The sequence below is a fragment of the Nannocystis sp. RBIL2 genome, from assembly GCF_026626745.1.
GTDB lineage: Bacteria > Myxococcota_A > Polyangia > Nannocystales > Nannocystaceae > Nannocystis.
The window spans coordinates 3,779,335-3,795,751 of sequence record NZ_JAPNJW010000001.1; the positions used below are offsets into that span (position 1 = coordinate 3,779,335).

Annotated in this window: 11 protein-coding genes and 1 tRNA gene; 8 read left to right on the top strand and 4 right to left on the bottom strand. The window is 70.5% G+C overall.

Going from position 1 to position 16,417, the window contains the following annotated elements; all coding sequences use genetic code 11:
• Nucleotides 1–10 precede the first annotated feature (10 nt).
• Nucleotides 11–1,618: an ATP-binding cassette domain-containing protein gene (locus OV090_RS14795; protein ID WP_267704276.1), complete on the bottom strand. Its 1,608-nt coding sequence runs from the start codon at nt 1,616–1,618 to the stop codon at nt 11–13.
• A gap of 159 nt (nt 1,619–1,777) precedes the next feature.
• Here OV090_RS14795 and OV090_RS14800 point away from each other — a divergent pair, with 159 nt between their 5' ends.
• The 4 genes from OV090_RS14800 to OV090_RS14815 all read left to right on the top strand — a co-directional run bounded on the left by OV090_RS14800 (nt 1,778) and on the right by OV090_RS14815 (nt 5,025).
• Nucleotides 1,778–2,407: a hypothetical protein gene (locus OV090_RS14800; protein ID WP_267704277.1), complete on the top strand. Its 630-nt coding sequence runs from the start codon at nt 1,778–1,780 to the stop codon at nt 2,405–2,407.
• Nucleotides 2,408–2,508: 101 nt separating this feature from the next.
• Nucleotides 2,509–4,146 carry an L-glutamate gamma-semialdehyde dehydrogenase gene (pruA, locus tag OV090_RS14805; RefSeq protein WP_267704278.1) on the top strand — a complete coding sequence of 546 codons (1,638 nt, stop codon included), beginning with the start codon at nt 2,509–2,511 and terminating at the stop codon, nt 4,144–4,146.
• 89 nt (nt 4,147–4,235) lie between these two features.
• Nucleotides 4,236–4,523, top strand: coding sequence for a hypothetical protein (locus OV090_RS14810; protein WP_267704279.1), 288 nt, complete (start codon nt 4,236–4,238; stop codon nt 4,521–4,523).
• Between the two features lie 7 nt (nt 4,524–4,530).
• A complete protein-coding gene (locus OV090_RS14815; protein ID WP_267704280.1) occupies nt 4,531–5,025 on the top strand; it encodes an MOSC domain-containing protein in 495 nt (164 codons plus the stop codon).
• Between the two features lie 87 nt (nt 5,026–5,112).
• Here the strand turns inward: OV090_RS14815 and dnaJ are convergent, their stop codons facing one another.
• Nucleotides 5,113–6,234 carry a molecular chaperone DnaJ gene (gene dnaJ / locus OV090_RS14820; protein WP_267704281.1) on the bottom strand — a complete coding sequence of 374 codons (1,122 nt, stop codon included), beginning with the start codon at nt 6,232–6,234 and terminating at the stop codon, nt 5,113–5,115.
• A 150-nt stretch (nt 6,235–6,384) separates the two neighbouring features.
• On the opposite strand from dnaJ, the gene OV090_RS14825 reads away from it, so the two are divergent.
• The 4 genes from OV090_RS14825 (at nt 6,385) to OV090_RS14840 (ending at nt 11,246) form a co-directional block, all read left to right on the top strand.
• Entirely contained in the window at nt 6,385–7,017 is a 633-nt protein-coding gene (locus tag OV090_RS14825; protein WP_267704282.1) for a hypothetical protein, read from the top strand.
• A gap of 47 nt (nt 7,018–7,064) precedes the next feature.
• Nucleotides 7,065–7,160 (top strand) — tRNA-Sec (locus tag OV090_RS14830).
• Nucleotides 7,161–7,178: 18 nt separating this feature from the next.
• Nucleotides 7,179–9,491, top strand: a complete 2,313-nt coding sequence (locus tag OV090_RS14835) for an alanine:cation symporter family protein (RefSeq protein ID WP_267704283.1) — start codon at nt 7,179–7,181, stop codon at nt 9,489–9,491.
• A gap of 102 nt (nt 9,492–9,593) precedes the next feature.
• Nucleotides 9,594–11,246 (top strand): hypothetical protein, encoded by a 1,653-nt coding sequence (locus tag OV090_RS14840; protein WP_267704284.1) that lies wholly within the window; start codon nt 9,594–9,596, stop codon nt 11,244–11,246.
• 139 nt (nt 11,247–11,385) lie between these two features.
• Here OV090_RS14840 and OV090_RS14845 read toward each other — a convergent pair whose 3' ends face one another.
• Nucleotides 11,386–13,713, bottom strand: a complete 2,328-nt coding sequence (locus OV090_RS14845) for a VCBS repeat-containing protein (RefSeq protein WP_267704285.1) — start codon at nt 13,711–13,713, stop codon at nt 11,386–11,388.
• Between the two features lie 186 nt (nt 13,714–13,899).
• Nucleotides 13,900–16,416 (bottom strand): VCBS repeat-containing protein, encoded by a 2,517-nt coding sequence (locus tag OV090_RS14850; RefSeq protein ID WP_267704286.1) that lies wholly within the window; start codon nt 16,414–16,416, stop codon nt 13,900–13,902.
• Nucleotide 16,417 lies beyond the last annotated feature (1 nt).

Sequence of the window (16,417 nt, forward strand, 5' to 3'; positions counted from 1 at the left end):
GACGATGGACTCAGCGGGACGAGGTCTTGCCGGTCTTGTCGAGGAACTCGTCGTAGTTGCCGGGGAACAGGTCGTAGCCCTTGTCGCCCTTGAGCTCGAGCACCTGGGTGGCGACCTCTGAGACCATGGCGTGGTCGTGGGACACGAAGATGAGCGTGCCCTCGTACTTCTGCATCGCCTCGGTGAGGGCGCGGATCGACTCGAGGTCGAGGTGGTTGGTCGGCTCGTCGAGCAGCAGCAGGCTCGGCTTGATCAGCGTCATCTTGGCCAGCAGGAGCCGCACCGTCTCACCGCCGCTGAGCGCCTTGACCGGCTTGTCGGCGTCCTCCGAGGGGAACAGCATGCGCCCGAGCAGGCCGCGGATCTCCTCGACCGTCGACTTCGGGTCCCACTGGTACAGCCACTGGAACGCGGTCCGGTTCTCGACGTTGCCGAGCCCGTCCTCGTGGTCCTGCGGCAGGTAGCCGAGCACGACCTCGTGGCCGAGCGTGAGCTTGCCGCGGTCGGGCTCGTAGGTGCCGGCGATGCACTTGAGCAGGGTGGTCTTGCCGATGCCGTTGGGCCCGACGACCGCGATCTTCTCGCCGCGGGTGGCGTTGAAGGTGATGTCCTTGAGGACAGGCTTGCCGTCGAACGACTTCCACAGGCGGTCGACCGACAGCGCCAGCTTGCCGCTCGGGGCCTTCTGGTCGAAGCGGATGAACGGCCGCTGGATGTTGCTGCGCTTGAGGTCGACCAGCTCGATCTTGGCGATCGCCCGCCGCCGCGACTGCGCCTGGCTGGCCTTCTTGGCGTTGGCGCCGAACCGCTGGATGAACTCCTTGAGCTCGGAGATCCGCTTCTGCTTGCTCTGGTTGTTCTTCTCGGCCGAGATCCGGTACTGGATCTTCTGCCGCAGCATGTCGTCGTAGCCGCCGGTGTACGTGATGATGTTCTCGTAGTCGACGTCGGCGGTGTGGGTGCAGACCTCGTTGAGGAAGTGGCGATCGTGCGAGATGACGACCAGCACGCCCTTGTACTCGAGCAGGAAGTTCGTCAGCCAGTGGATCGACTCGAGGTCGAGGTGGTTGGTCGGCTCGTCGAGCAGCAGGATGTCGGGGTTGCCGAACAGCGCCTGGGCCAGCAGCACGCGCAGGCGCATGCCGCCGGTCAAGGTCGACAACGGCAGCTCGTGCTCGGCGGCCGGGATGCCGAGGCCCTCGAGCAGCCGCTCGGCCTCGGTCTCGGCGCCGTAGCCGTCCTCCTCGCTGATGACCATCTCGAGCTCGCCGAGGCGCATGCCGACCTCGTCGCTCATGTCGCCGCCGGCGAGCAGCTTGTCCTTCTCCTCCATGGCGTCCCACAGGCGGCGGTTGCCCATGATGACGACGTCGCGGATCCGGCAGCCCTCGAAGCGGAAGTGGTCCTGGTGGAGGACGGACAGGCGCGTCCGCGGCGGCTTCCACACCCCGCCCTTGTCGGGGTCGAGCTCGCCGGCCAGGATCTTCATGAAGGTCGACTTGCCGGCGCCGTTCGCCCCCGTCAGACCGTAGCGGTGACCGGGCTCGAACGACGTCGTGACGTCGTCGAACAGCACCTTCCCGCCGTACGCCTTGGTGATCTCAGATACCGTCAACATCGCTGGCTTCCTCGCAAATAACCTCGTTCAGGGCCGCGCTCCGATCGGCGACGATCGCCAAGCGCCACAAGGCCCCGAGGCCGGCACGCCGCTTGCCGGGCGCGCCGGTGCGTGGTTAGCTTGCGGGACTTGCACCGGCAACGCCCAATCCTCCTCGCCGTGAGCCTCATCGCGGTCGCAGTGTGGGCGGTTCCTCACGAGGTGCAGGCCTGCAGCTGCATGCCGCCTCCCGCGCCCACGGCCGCACGCGACCAGGCCGAGGCCGTGTTCGAGGGCCGCGTGGAGAACGTCCAGACCTCCGACGGCACCGGCATGGTCCGCTACGTGCTCGCCGTCCAGCGGGTGTTCAAGGGCGACCTGCCGGCGTCGACGTCGATCGTGACCCGCTCGAGCAGCGCCGCGTGCGGCCGCAGCTTCGTGCTCGGCAAAAATTACCTGGTCTACGCCCACCGCACCGCCGAGGGCGATCTCGGCGACACGATGTGCTCACGCACCCGCCAGATGGGCACCGCCGACGAAGATCTCGCGGCGCTCGGCGCCGGCACGCCGCCCCCCGCTCCGGCTTCGCCCGAGACGCAGAGCCGCGAACCGCCCCGGATCGAGCCCCCGGGCCCGCCGCCGGCCCTGGACGCCCCGGCGCCCGCCACCCGCCGCGGCTGCGACCTGGCCGCCAGCGGCCCCGCCGGCCTCGCCGGCCTCGCCCTCCTCGGGCTCCGCCGTCGCCGACGCCGACCCCCGGCGTGTGCGAGCCCGCGCACGCAGGCCGCTGTCAGCGGGCCCGGAGCCTGATAGCCTTCGCGCCCGCCTGGGCCGCCATGCCTGGAGCCACCGCGACCGTCGCCGACGGCCGGGATTCCGTGCATGCTTGCGCCAGCCTGGAGACCGCCCTGATGTCGTTTGGCCTGTTCCGCGTCCCCGACCCCGTCAACGAAGCCGTGCGCACGTACGCGCCCGACACGCCGGAACGGGCTTCGCTCAAGGCCACCTACGCCGAGCTCGCCAATAAGAAGTTCGACCTGCCGCTGTGGATCGGCGGCAAGGCGGTGCGGACCGGGAACATCAGCCCCATCGTCTGCCCCCACCAGCGGAAGGCCGAGCTCGGCGGGTTCCACCAGGCCGGGACCCGCGAGGTCGGCGACGCCATCGCCGCGGCACAGGCGGCCCGCGGCGAGTGGGCGGCGATGCCGTGGGACCAGCGAGCGGCGATCTTCCTGCGGGCGGCGGCCCTGCTGCGCGGGCCGTTCCGCGACCGGCTCAACGCGGCGACGATGCTGAACCAGTCGAAGACCGCGCACCAGGCCGAGATCGACGCCGCCTGCGAGCTCATCGACTTCTTCCACTTCAATGTCCACTACCTGACGCAGCTCTACGGCGAGCAGCCGATCTCGTCGCCGGGCACGTGGAACCGCGTCGAGTACCGCCCGCTCGACGGCTTCGTGTTCGCCGTGACGCCGTTCAACTTCACCTCGATCGCCGGCAACCTGCCGACGGCGCCGGCGCTGTGCGGCAACACCGTGGTGTGGAAGCCGGCCTCGACCGCGGTGCTGTCGGGCTCGGTGATCATGGAGCTGCTGCAGGCGGCCGGCCTGCCGCCGGGGGTCATCAACTTCGTGCCCGGCTCGCCCGCCGCCATCGGCGAGCAAGTGCTGGCCCACCGCGACCTGGCCGGCGTCCACTTCACCGGCTCGACCCCGGTGTTCAAGCAGATGTGGCGGTCGATCGGCAACAACATCGACAACTACGTCAGCTACCCGCGCCTGGTCGGAGAGACAGGTGGCAAGGACTTCGTGTTCGCCCACCCGAGCGCGGACGTGCAGTCGCTGGCGCACAACCTGCTGCGCGGCGCCTTCGAGTACCAGGGCCAGAAGTGCTCGGCCGCCTCGCGGGCCTACATCCCCGACAACCTGTGGCCGCAGGTGCGGGAGATCCTCGGCGACGGCATCGCCAGCATCAAGGTCGGCGACGTCAGCGACTTCACCAACTTCATGGGCGCGGTGATCGACGCCCGCGCCTACGCCAAGCTGCGCGAGGCGATCGAGGAGGCGCGCAGCCGCCAGGGCGGGCGCGTTGGCGAGGTCATCGGCGGCGAGAGCGACGACAAGACCGGCTTCTTCATCCGCCCGACGGTCATCGCCGGGGTCGAGCCGGAGTACCGGACGATGAAGGAGGAGCTGTTCGGGCCGGTGCTGACGATCCACATCTACCCGCAGGCGCGCTTCGAGGAGACCCTCGCGCTGTGCGAGCGCGGCAGCGAGTACGCGCTGACCGGCGCCATCTTCGCCGAGAACCGGCAGGCGATCGTCGACGCCACCCGCACGCTGCGCCACGCGGCCGGCAACTTCTACATCAACGACAAGCCGACCGGCGCAGTGGTGGGCCAGCAGCCGTTCGGCGGCAGCAAGGCCAGCGGCACCAACGACAAGGCCGGCAGCATGCTCAACCTGGTGCGGTGGATCTCCCCGCGGACGATCAAGGAGACCTTCGCGCCGCTCCGCGACTTCCGCTATCCGTTCATGAACGCCGGCTAGGGCGACCTCCTCGGCCGCACAGCGGGCAGAGCGCCTCCGCGCCTCGACTTCGTCTACCTTCGCCCGTAAGCCAGCTTCGAGGACCCTTCATGCGACACGTCATCCTCCCCGCCTGCGCGTCCTTCGTCCTGCTCTTCGGGGCATGTTCCAACGGCAAGGCGACGGAGGCCGAGTGCGCCCAGTTCGCGGCTCACTTCGAGAAGCTGATGAGCGGCGGAGCGGGCGCGGCCGAGGCCGCCAAGACCACGCAGCTGGCCAAGGACATGGCGAAGGAGCTCCAGGCCAAGTGCCTGAGCGAGGGCACCTCCGCCGAGGTCCGCTGCGCCCTGGCGGCCGAGTCGATGGAGGCGCTGCAGCGCTGCGGCGACCCCAAGTGAGGCGACGATGGCCACGGCCTCGGACGAGCGCGGCGTCGTCGTCGGCGTCCACGTCAACCCCGCGGGCGGGGTGCCGAAGTACGCCGTCGGCCTCGCGCTCGTGACCAGCAGCGGGGTCGCGGGCGACCGCCAGCTCGACCTCAGGCACCACGGCGGCCCTGACCGCGCGGTCTGCCTGTTCGCGCTCGAGCGCATCGAGGCGCTGGCCGCCGAGGGTCACCCGATCGCCCCCGGCACCACCGGCGAGAACCTCACGATCGCGGGCCTCGACTGGGACCGCGTCGGCGCCGGCGACCGCCTGGCCGTCGGCGACGACGTGCTCCTCGAGATCACCGGCCCCGCCCCGCCCTGCAACACCGTCGCCGGCTCGTTCAAGGGCGGCGAGTTCAAGCGGATCTCCGCCAAGCTGCACCCCGGCTGGAGCCGCCTCTACGCCCGCGTCCTGCGCGAGGGCGTGGTCCGCGAGCGGGCTGTCGTCTGTCTGCTCGGACAGGGCGCTTAGGACCTGCCCTTTCGGGCATGCTCTCCGGGACATGCACGAAGGGGCATGCCCGAACGGACATGCCCCTTCGCTCGCCGGGCAGCGGGCTCAGCAGCCGCCGCGCTTGCGGCGGCGCAGGCTGCTGAAGAAGCCCTTCTTCGGCTCGGCGACCGACTCGCCGCCGAGCTCGGCGAGCTCGCGCAGGAGGTCCTCCTGGTCGCCCGACAGCTTGGTCGGCACGGTGACCTCGATGTGGATGTGGTGGTCGCCGAAGCCGCGGCCGCCGATCACCGGCACGCCCTTGCCCTTGCGGGAGACGACGTGGTTCGGCTGGGTGCCGGCCTCGAGCTCGAGGTCGATGTCGCCGGACAGGGTCGCGGCCTTGACGGTGCAGCCGAGCGCCGCCTGGACCATCGAGACGGTGACCTTCGAGTGGACGTCGTACTCGTCGCGCTGGAACCGCTCGTCGGGCTGGACTGCGACCTCGACGTAGAGGTTGCCGGCCGGGCCGCCCTTGGCGCCGGCCATGCCGCGGCCGGGGATCCGCAAGGTCTGGCCGTCGTCGACGCCGGCGGGGATGTTGACCTTGAGGGTCGCCTCGCGCTGGACCGCGCCGGTGCCCGAGCAGGTCTTGCACGGCGAGGTGATCATCTGCCCCTGGCCCTGGCAGCGCGGGCAGGTGGTCTGGATGGTGAAGAAGCCCTGGCGGTGGATCACCTGACCGTGGCCGCCGCACTGACTGCAGGTCTGCGGCTTGGTGCCGGGGGCCGCGCCGCTGCCGTTGCAGTCCTCGCAGGCCTCGCGGCGCTGGACCGTGAGCTCGCGCTCGACGCCGGACACCGCCTCGGCGAACGGGATGACCACGCGGGTCTTGAGGTCTCCGCCGCGCTGCGGGCCGTCGCGGCGGCCGCTGAACCCGAGGTTGCCGAACAGGTCGCCGAACAGGTCGCTGAAGCGGCTGAAGATCTCGTCGGTGCCCTGGAAGCCGGAGAAGCCGGCGCGCGACGGGCCCTCGTGCCCGTATTGATCGTAGAGCCGACGCTTGTCGTCGTCGCTCAAGACCTCGAACGCCTCGGCCGCCTCCTTGAACTTCTCCTCGGCCTCGGGATTGCCGGGGTTGCGGTCGGGATGCCACTGCATCGCCGCCTTGCGATAGGCGCGCTTGATGTCGGGCGCGGGGGCCGTTTTTTCGACCCCGAGAACCTCATAATAATCGCGTTTTGCGGGCACCGCGCGCGAGAAGCTAAACACCTGCGTGGTCGCTGTCAACGACAGCTCCCCCGAGTCGGCGGGGCCCGCCGTGCGGACCGCCACGCGAGCAGCGGAGCGCGCGCGGCGATGACGCTTGTGGTAGCGTGGCGCCCCCGAGGACACAGCCCGATGCACAAGACTGCTCTCATCCGCGCGCTCGTAGCGACCACCTGCGCACTCCCGGTCCTCGCCGGCGGGTGCAAGGAAGAACCGATCCCGCTGTTCGACGAGCAAGGCACCTGGGTGCTCTCGCTGTTCGCGCTCGAGGACGGCGACGTCATCGGCGACTTCGGCTCCGGCCTGCGCCAGGAGAAGTACATGATCTTCTTCGACAAGGAGGCGAAGATCGTGGCCACCGCGGCGTGCAACGACTCGATGGGCGAGCAGGGCGTGAAGGCGAGCCAGTGCGACCTCACCGCGGAGCAGGGCGGCTACTACTGCCGCTGCTTCGAGTACGAGTACGACGAGACGGAGATGCTCTGGACCGAGTTCGTGCCCAAGGGCCAGCCGGCGCCGCCGGAGCCGAGCGAGGAGGACATCGCCGCGGGCGTGGTGCCGCCGAAGAACGGGGTCCGGGTCCAGCTCGAAGAGTACAGCCCGGAGGCGTACAACGACACCTTCCGCTACACGCCGCTGCCGTTCGGCGTGTTCGACAGCAACGGCGTGACCTCGCAGTACGTGTTCCAGGGCCGCAGCGAGGCGTTCTTCGACGAGACCGGCTGCCGCCAGGTGTGCGGCATCGCCGGCGAGCCCGAGATGTGAGCCGCGCGCCGTTCCCTCGCCGGAGCGCTTCCGCTATCCTCGCTCGCGGAGGCGCTCGGCTCGCTGGTGCGGCCCCCGGTCTTCAACACCGGTGTGGGGTGCGAGGAGCGCCCTGGGCAGGTTCGATTCCTGTGCGCCTCCGATCTCCTCGGCACTGACGCATGTTCGATCCCACCTCCGGCCTGCTCGCGCTCCTCGTCGCCGTCTTCGCGTCCGCCGGCCTGCTGGTCGCCGTCCTCGGCGGCGCGCCGCAGCTCCGCGGTCTGGCGCAAGCGTTCCGTCCCAGCCGCGCGCGGCTCCGCTTGTGGGCCGGCGCCGGCCTCGGCGCGGTCGTCGGGGCCGCGTTCGCGCTCGCGGTCGGCGGCCCCGGCGCGCTCGCCTGGTGGTGGCTCGCCGGCCTGCTCGGCGCCGGCCTCCACTGGGCCGAGGCGCGCCTCGGTCCCGACCTCGCCGATCGTCACACGGACGTGTCCGAAAGTTCAGGTCGCTTCGGACATGTCTGGAGATTCCTGTCCGCTTGCGCAGGCCTGGCCGCCGCCCTCGCCGCCGGCGGCCTGCTGCTCGCCCAGCAAGGCGGCGAGGTCCTGCGCGACGGCCTTGGCCTGGCCCCGTGGGCGGCCGGCCCGCTGCTCGCCGCGATCGTGCTGGCGCTCGCGCTGGCCGCTCGCCGTCGCCCCGGCGGTGACGACCTCGATGGCGTCGGCCTGCTCGCCGGCTTCGCCCTGATCGCCTGGGCCACCCTGGCGCTGGCCGCCCTGCTGACCGCCCCGGGCGCGCTCGCGGCTGGCCTTTCAACCATGGTCCGAGAGGCATGGACCGGCGAGGCCGCGCTGGCCGGCGCGCTGGTGGCCGCGGGCCAGGCTGTCCTTTGGAGCAGCTTCGCCGCGGGCCCCGGCACGGGCGGCGCCGCGAGTGGCGACCCCGCCGAACCTGCTGAGCGGGTGGTGGCCGTCGCCCCGCTGACGGCCGCGGCGGCCACCCTCGCCGGCCTGCTCGTGCTCGCGGGCGGGGACCCGCGCGCGCCGATGTTCTCCACCGAGCCGAGCCCGCTGCCCGGCGCCCCGGCCGGCGCGGTCGCGCTCGAGCAGCACCTCGGGGTCGGCCTGCAGCCGAGCGACTACGGCCAGACCGTCGTGCTCGCGGAGGGCCTCGGCCTCGAGCCGGGCAAGCGCTACGAAGTCGTGCTGCGCGCCAGCCCGCGCGGGCACCGGGCCGGCGAGGTCATCACCGACGACAACATGGTGGTGGTGCCGGCCTACGCCGTCGCGGCCGACGTCGACGCCGTCATCCTGCGCGACAGGGACCCGGCGCGCGCCGGCAACCCCGGCTTCGACGTCCACGTCGCCTGCACCCGCGAGCACGTGACGACCCGCGTCGGCGAGTTCTACAAGCTGCGCCCGCGCGACCCCAACATCAACCTGTTCCAGCTCATGCGAGCCCGCGGCCTCGACGGCCCGTACGTGCCGCTGCGCGACTATCACTTCACGGCCAGCGTCCGCGCCACGGTCACCCTCGGCAGCAACCAGACCCGTCACCTCCTCTACGAAGAGCCGCGCCCCGACGACGCCCCGGCCGACCCGTCCCTGCGCGAGCTCATCACCCTCAACTACGCCGGCCCGTACCTCGACCCTGGCGGCGCGACCGAGGCCCCGCCGCTCGCCTTCGCCGGCGCGCCGGGGGCCTCGCTGACGCTCGACGAGCGCGTCCACCTCCGCCTCGACCCGCCCGCCCGCGGTCTGGAAATCGGGTTCGTCAATCGCCTCGGCGAGCTCGAGGTCCCGCCGTGGGATCTGCTCGCCGGCGCCACGCTCGCCGTGTTGCCTCACCGCGACGATCCGCAGCTCGACCTGCGCGTGCCGGTGCAGAGCCGCCTCGCGTTCGGCCGCCTGCGCTTCGCCAGCGCCGACCCCGCGATCGCGTTCGGCGAGCTGGCCACGACCCATCCCGACCATGGGGTCCCGCGCCTGGTGCCGCCGAGCCACCGCTTCGCCGCCGAGGTCCGGGCGCCCACTCGCGTGCCGCCGCCGCGCCCCGAGGGCTCGGTGTTAATTCCGCTTCACCGCGATCTGCGTCCGGCCGGCAATCCCGGCTACTCGCTCTACACGCCGCACCCGGCCGAATTGCTGCTGGCGGGCATGCAGGCGCCGGTGCGCGACCAGTTCGGCGCCGCCCAAGTGCTGCCCGGCCTCACCGCGGCGCTCGGCCGCACGGGGGCGGTCGCCGGCGGGCTCGTGCTCGGCGCGCTCACCCTCGCGGGGCTGATGTTCTGGCTGCGACAGGGCCAGCGCTTCGCCGCGCGCTGCTTCGGCGGCGGCGAGGCAGGGGTCGCGCTCGTGTTCCTCGTCTGCGTCGTCGCCGGTCCCGCGTGCGATCCGGCCGCGCTGCTGCGCATCGCCGTGCCGGCCGTGGCCCTCTGCGCTGTGCTGGGACTCACCGTCATCCTGGCCCGGTTGCCGCGGCTGCGACGGCGCTGAGCGCACTCGGCGGGTCGTCTCGCCTCGGGGTCTTCATAGGCCCTAGCACCGCGACGGTTCGCCGCGCTTGTCGGGCCCGCGCGCGCCGGATAGCGTGTCCGTATGACGCGCCCCCAGCTCTCGATCTCCGCAGCCCTCGCGCTCGTGCTCGCCCCTGCGTGCGGCGACGACACCGGAGCCACCGCCGCGGTCGACGCGGCCTCCAACGTCAACGTGACCGACGAAGATCCCGAGGGCGGGCTCACCGAGGGCGGTTCGGAGAGCGTCGGCACGACCACCGCCGAGCCGGAGCCGTTCGTGCCGGTGCGGGCGGTCGGCGGCATCGAGCTCGAGTGGGTCGAGGCCAACCAGGGCATCGGCGTGGCGATCGGCCGCGACGGCGCGGGCGTCGGCGGGGCCGACCGCACCTCGTACCTGCTGCAGAACCGGCTCACTCTGGTCCGCGCCTTCTGGAAGAAGCTGCCCGAGGACTGGGTGCCGCGCGAGATCGAGGCGCGGCTCATCATCTCGGGCTACCCCGAGGGCGAGAAGGTGCTGAAGAGCAAGGCGGTGGTCGAGGGCGAGTCGTTCGTCGGCAACCTCGAGAAGAGCTTCTACTGGGGCATGATGCCGGCCGAGGTCATCCCCGGGCTCAAGTACCGCATCGAGCTGTGGGAGACCGAGAAGGGCTGGGCGCAGATCGATCCGGCCACGCAGCCGGGCAAGAACCCGCCCAACCTGCCGCTGTCCGGCAACGCCTTCATCGGCGTCGAGGACAGCTACCAGATCATGAAGGTCACCATCGTTCCGTACAACTACAACTTCGGCGAATGTAAAACGACGCCGGACACGTCGGCGGAGCAGATGAAGCGGTTCGAGAACTACATGTTCATGATGAACCCGATCGAGAAGCTCGAGATCACGATGCACGAGCCGATCGATTGGCAGGGCGAGCTGACGCACTTCGGCCAGCTCAACCAGTTCATGGTCGACCTGCGCCAGCAGGACGGCGCGCCGCCGGAGCAGTACTACTTCGGCTACGTCGACGTGTGCTCGGGCGGCCTCGGCGGCGCCGGCGGCCAGGCGATCGACATCCCCAGCGGCGCCAGCCAGAGCGACGCGTGGAAGCGGATCTCCTCGGGCCTGTCGCTGCCGGGCAACCCCGAGTACGCGGCCGAGACCTTCGTCCACGAGGTCGGCCACTCGCAGGGCCGCTACCACATCGCGTGCAGCGGCGAGGCCGGGACCGACAACACCTATCCGATCCCGGGCGGCGACATCGGCGAGTGGGGCTTCGGCGTCGTCAACTTCAAGCTCTACCACCCGACCGTGCACAAGGACTACATGACCTACTGCCACCCGGTGTGGGCCTCGACGTTCGGGTGGAACAAGGTCTATCCGACCATCCAGCAGCTCAGCTCGTGGGACATGTCCGGCGCCCCCGCGCCCGAGGACGACGGCGCGATCCTCCTCGGCATGGTCTACCCCGACGGCACCGAGTCGTGGGTCACCACTCCCGGCGCGGTCGACGAGGCCAACCTCAGCGCCGTGCAGAACGTCGAGTTCTTCGCCGGCGGCGAGCAGCTCGCCGTCCACGCCGCTGAGGTCCGGCCGCAGCCCGACAGCGACGTCGTCAACATCGTCGTCCGCCTGCCCGACGGCTTCGACGACGTGACCCAGATCGCCCGCGTCGCCGACGGCAAGCGCACCGTCACCAAGGCCGAGCACATCACGATCAGCCACAAGTACCGGTCGCTGCCGCTGACGAGCAAGTAGCGCCTGGCGCTCCGGTCAGGTCCGAAGGGACATGTCGTCCGCGACATGTCCCTTCGTGCATTCATGGCACCGGCCCGCGGGCGCACGAAGGGCCCCGGCGCGGGCGCGCCGGAGCCCCGGGGGCCCTGCGGGCGTCCGCTCACGCGCGCTTGCGCGAGCGACGGACGCCGAACACGCCGAGCAGCAGCAGCGAGCCCCACAGGCCGCGGGTGCCGCCGCCGTCGGCGACGCAGCCGCAGCCGTCGTCGTCGAGCTGGCACTGACCGTCCGCGCCCGGGGCGCCGCCGTCGGGGCACTGGCCGTCGGTGGCGGTGGCGGTCTCGCCGCAGTCCTCGGGGCAGGTCGTCTCCTCGCCCGGATCGCACACGTCGTCGCCGCACACGCCGCAGTCCTCGGGGCAGGTCTCGCCGCCCGTCGGCTCGCAGATGCCGTCGCACATGCCGCTGGTGTCGCCGCAGTCCTCCGGGCAGACCTCGCCGACGTCGCAGGTGCCGTCGCCGCACTCCGACCCGGAGTCGCTCTCCGTGCCCGGGCAGTCCTCGGGGCAGACCTCGTCGGGGTCGCACACCCCGTTGCACGGGCAGTCCTCCGGGCAATTCATGTTGTTCTCGCCCGGCTCGTCGCACGTGCCGTTGCCGCAGGTGTTCTCGCACTGCACGCACGTGGCCGAATCGTCGTCGCAGGTCTCCCACTCCTGCACCACGCCGTCGCCGCAGTCGTCCGGGTCGACCTGCAGCTCGACCGTGAACGGGCCGACGCAGGTGCGGTTCGTCGCGGCATCGATCGCGCAGTACTGCCAGGTCAGAGTGTCGGTCTTGCTGCCGTTGTAGGGCACGGTGAAGCCGACCCGCCACAGCGCCTCGCCGAACCAGAGCGACGGGGCGATGTACTTCTTCGGGTCGTTGTCGGCCATCGTGACCAGCTCTTGCGGGTCGGCGAGGCCGAGCGCGAACTCCATGTACGGCAGGCGGCGGCCGTGGGCCGTCAGCGTCGCGCCGTCGCCGGTCAGGTTGAGGTCGCCCAGGGTCGTGTCGAACAGGTAATCGTGCCAGTGGCTCGGCGTCTTGTAGTCGTTGACGCGGGCCTCGAAGCCGGCCTGCTTGCCGAAGAACAGCAGCGCGCCGAGCTTGTCCTTGATGTTGTCGTCGTAGATCCGCGGCGGCGTGGTGTCGACGGGCACGCCGTCGGCCGGGTCGTCGCGGCCGAACAGCACGAAGTTCGGCTGCGCCGCGTCGCGCGAGGCCAGCGCGACGTCCTCCCGGCCGTCGTGGTTGAAGTCGGCGAGCATCAGGCCGAACGTATGCGCCAGCTCGGGCACCACCGGGAACGCCGCGTCCATCGGCACCGAGGCCGGCGTGAACTTGCTGCCGTCGTTGAGGAACACCCGCGAGTTCTTGTCGTTCGGCCCGAGGCGCAGGCCGGTGGTCACGAAGTCGGGCGTGCCGTTGTTGTCGAAGTCGAGCGTCGCGGCGTCGAAGTCGAGCTTCGGCGGGTTGTGGAGGATCTCCCAGAAGTTGTTCGGGTTGTCGGCGAAGTCGCCGCTGCCGTCGTTGATGATCACCGAGTTGCGCTTGGCGCAGTAGTTCGTGCCCATGATGTCGACGCAGTTGCCCATCTGGCCGACGCCGTCCTGCAGCGTGACGACGTCGATGAAGCCGTCGCCGGTGAAGTCCATCGGCGTGAACGCCGTGTTGACCTGCTTGGCGATGTTGCTCTCGAGCGCGGCGATCGGCAGGTGGGTGAAGTTGCCGTCGCCGTCGTTCTTGAGCACGATCGCCCAGCCGACGCCGCGGGTCGCGACCAGCACGTCGAGCGCGTAGTCGTTGTCGATGTCGGCCAGCTCGAGGTCGAACGACCACACGGCCCAGCTCTCCATGCCCATCGGCAGGTTGGCGGCGCCGTCCTCGAAGGTGCCGTCGCCGTTGCCGAGCCACAGGCGCAGCAACGCGCCCTGGTCGACCGGGTCGCCGTAGGGCTGGCTCGAGCCCCAGTCGGTGGCGACGATGTCGAGGTCGCCGTCGCCGTCGACGTCGCCGAGCTCGAGGTCGCCGATGCTCTTGTTGAGGCTGGGGCCGATGTCCTGGCGGGTGAAGGCGTTGTTGCCCTCGTTGATGAGGACGTAGCTCTGGCCGGTGTAGTTGACGCCGACCACGAGGTCCGCGTCGCCGTCGCGGTCGACGTCGCCGGTCTTGATCGAGTAGGCGTTGTCCTTGTCGTCGAACACGCCGCCCTGCTCGGTGAAGCCGGTGCCGCCGTTGTTGATGAAGAGCTGGTTCGGCTGCGCGTTCTGGTCGCTGCCGGTGTCATTGCCCGAGCTGTTGGCGAACACGAGGTCGACGAAGCCGTCGCCGTTGACGTCGACCAGCTCGACCTTCTGGCTGATGTACCCGGAGTCCGACAGCTGGACGTTGTTGTCGAGCGCCCACGGGGCCGCGCCGGCCAGCGCCGGCAGCAGCGCCGTCGACAAGGCCGTGACTGCCTGGAGCACGCGACCCGGACGAGGACAGGAGATGGACCTAATGCGAGCGTCGAACATGGCGTTTCACTTTCAAGCGAGGGGATTACTTCGTCAGCCAAAGACAGGTCAAAAATCGAACGGGGCCGAAGGTGGCGGACGAGCCGCCGGACCCTCGGCCCCGGTCACGGGCCGGCACTACGCGCGCTTGCGGAAGCGACGCACGCCGAACACGCCGAACAGCAGCAGCGACGCCCACAGGCCGCGCGTGCCGTCCTTCGGCTCGGCCACGCAGCCGCAGCCGTCGTCGTCGAGCTGGCACTGGCCGTCGACGCCGCCCGCGGTGTCCGGGCACTCGCCGTCGCTGGCCGACGCGCCGTTGCAGTCCGCCGGGCAGTTTTCGGCGTTCTCCGGCGGGTCGGTGCAGATGCCGTCACCGCACACGGCGCAGTCCTCGGGGCAGGACGTGACCGTCTCGCTCGGGTCGCACACGCCGTTGCCGCAGCTGCCCTCGGTCGGATCGCCGCCGCAGTCCTCGGGGCAATTCGAGCCGTTCTCGGGCGGGTTCTGGCAGATGTCGTCGCCGCAGATCCCGTCGTAGTCGCAGTCGTCCGGGCAGTTCATCGCGTCTTCCGGCGGCTCGCAGGCGCCGTCGTTGTCGCACGGGCCGCAGTCGTCCGGGCAGTTCTCCGGGGTCTCCGGCGGGTTCTGGCAGATGTCGTCGCCGCACACGCCGTCGTAGTCGCAGTCGTCCGGGCAGTTCTCCGCGTTCTCCGGCGGCTCGCAGGCGCCGTCGTTGTCGCACGGGTTCGGGCCGCAGTCGTCCGGGCAGTTGATGGGCGTCTCGTTGTCGTCGCACGTCCCGTTGCCGCAGGTCTCCTCGCACAGGATGCAGGTCTCCGAGTCGGAGTCGCAGGTCTCCCACTCCTGCACCACGCCGTCGCCGCAGTCCTCCGGGTCGACCTGCAGCTCGACCGAGAACGGACCGACACAGACCCGATTCTCGGCGGCATCGATCGCGCAGTACTGCCAGGTCAGCGTGTCGGTCTTGCTGCCGGCGTAGGGCACGACGAAGTTCACGCGCCACAGCGCCTCACCGAACCAGATCGACGGGGCGATGAACTTCTTCGGGTCGTCGTCGGCCATCGTGACCAGCTCTTGCGGGTCGGCGAGGCCGAGCGCGAACTCCATGTACGGCAGGCGGCGGTTGTGCGCCGTCAGCGTCGCGCCGTCGCCGGTCAGGTTGAGCCCGGCGAGGTTGGTGTCGATCATGAAGTCGTGCCAGCGGACCGGCGTCTTGTAGTCGTCGACGCGCGCCTCGATGCCGGCGTCCTGACCGAAGAACAGCAGGGTGCCGAGCTTGGCGGCGAAGCCGTCGTCGTAGATCCGCGGCTCCCGGGTGTCGACCGCGACGCCGTCGGTCGGGTCCTCGCGGCCGAACAGCACGAAGTTCGGCAGCGCCGCGTCGCGCGAGGCCAGCGCGACGTCCTCGCGCCGGTCGTGGTTGAAGTCGGCGAACTGCAGGCCGAACGTCTGCGCCAGCTCGGGCACGATCGGGAACGCCGCGTCGAGCGGGACCGACGCCGGCTCGACAGTCATGCCGTTCTTGTTGAGGAACAGGCGCGAGTTCTTGTCGTTCGGGCCCAGGCGCACGCCGGTGGCCACGAAGTCGGGGCGCCCGTCGTTGTTGAAGTCGAGGGTCGCGGCGTCGAAGTCGAGCTTGGCCGGGTTGTTGACGATCGCCCAGAAGCCGCCCGGGTTGTCGGTGGCGTAGTTGCCCGTCCCGTTGTTGATCAGGATCGAGTTGCGCTTGGCGCAGTACTGCACGCCCATGATCTCGACGCAGTTGCCGCCCTGACCGACGCCGTCCTGCAGCGTGATGACGTCGATCCAGCCGTCGCCGTTGAGGTCGGTCGGCGTGAACGCGGCGTTGACCTGCTTGGCGATGTTGACCTCGAGCGCCGGCACCGTCAGCTTGGTAAAGATGCCGGTGCCGTCGTTCTGCAGGCCGAAGCCGAAGCCGACGCCGCGGCTCGAGACCAGCACGTCGAGCGCGTAGTCGTTGTCGAGGTCGACGAGCTCGATGTCGAACGAGTAGGCGGCCCAGGTGGCCATGCCCATCGGCAGGTTGGTGTCGCCGTTGTCGAAGGTGCCGTCGCCGTTGCCGAGCCACAGGTGCAGCGAGGCGCCCTGGTCGACCGGGTCGCCGAACGGCTTGCTGTTACCCCAGTCGGTGGCGACGATGTCGAGGTCGCCGTCCCCGTCGACGTCGCCCAGCTCGAGGTCGCCGGTGCTCTTGTTGGCGCTCGCGGCGATGTCCTGGCGCGTGAACTCGCCGTTGCCCTCGTTGATGAGGGCGTAGCTCTGGCCCTGGAAGTTGACGCCGACCACGAGGTCGGCGTCGCCGTCGTTGTCGAGGTCGCCGGCCTTGATCACGTAGGCGTTGTCCGGGTCCTCGAACACCCCGCCCTGCTCGGTGAAGCCGGCCCCGCCGTCGCTGATCAGCAGCTGGTTGAGCTGCGCGTTCTGATCGTTGCCGAACTCGGCGCCGGAGCTGTTGGCGAACGCGATGTCGACGAAGCCGTCGTTGTTGACGTCGACCAGCTCGAGCTTCTGCGTCACCAGGCCGGAGTCCGGGAGCTGCACCTGCGGGTCGAGGGCCCACGGGGCCGCGTCCGCGAGCGACGGCATCAGCGCCGCCGTAAGGGCCGTCACG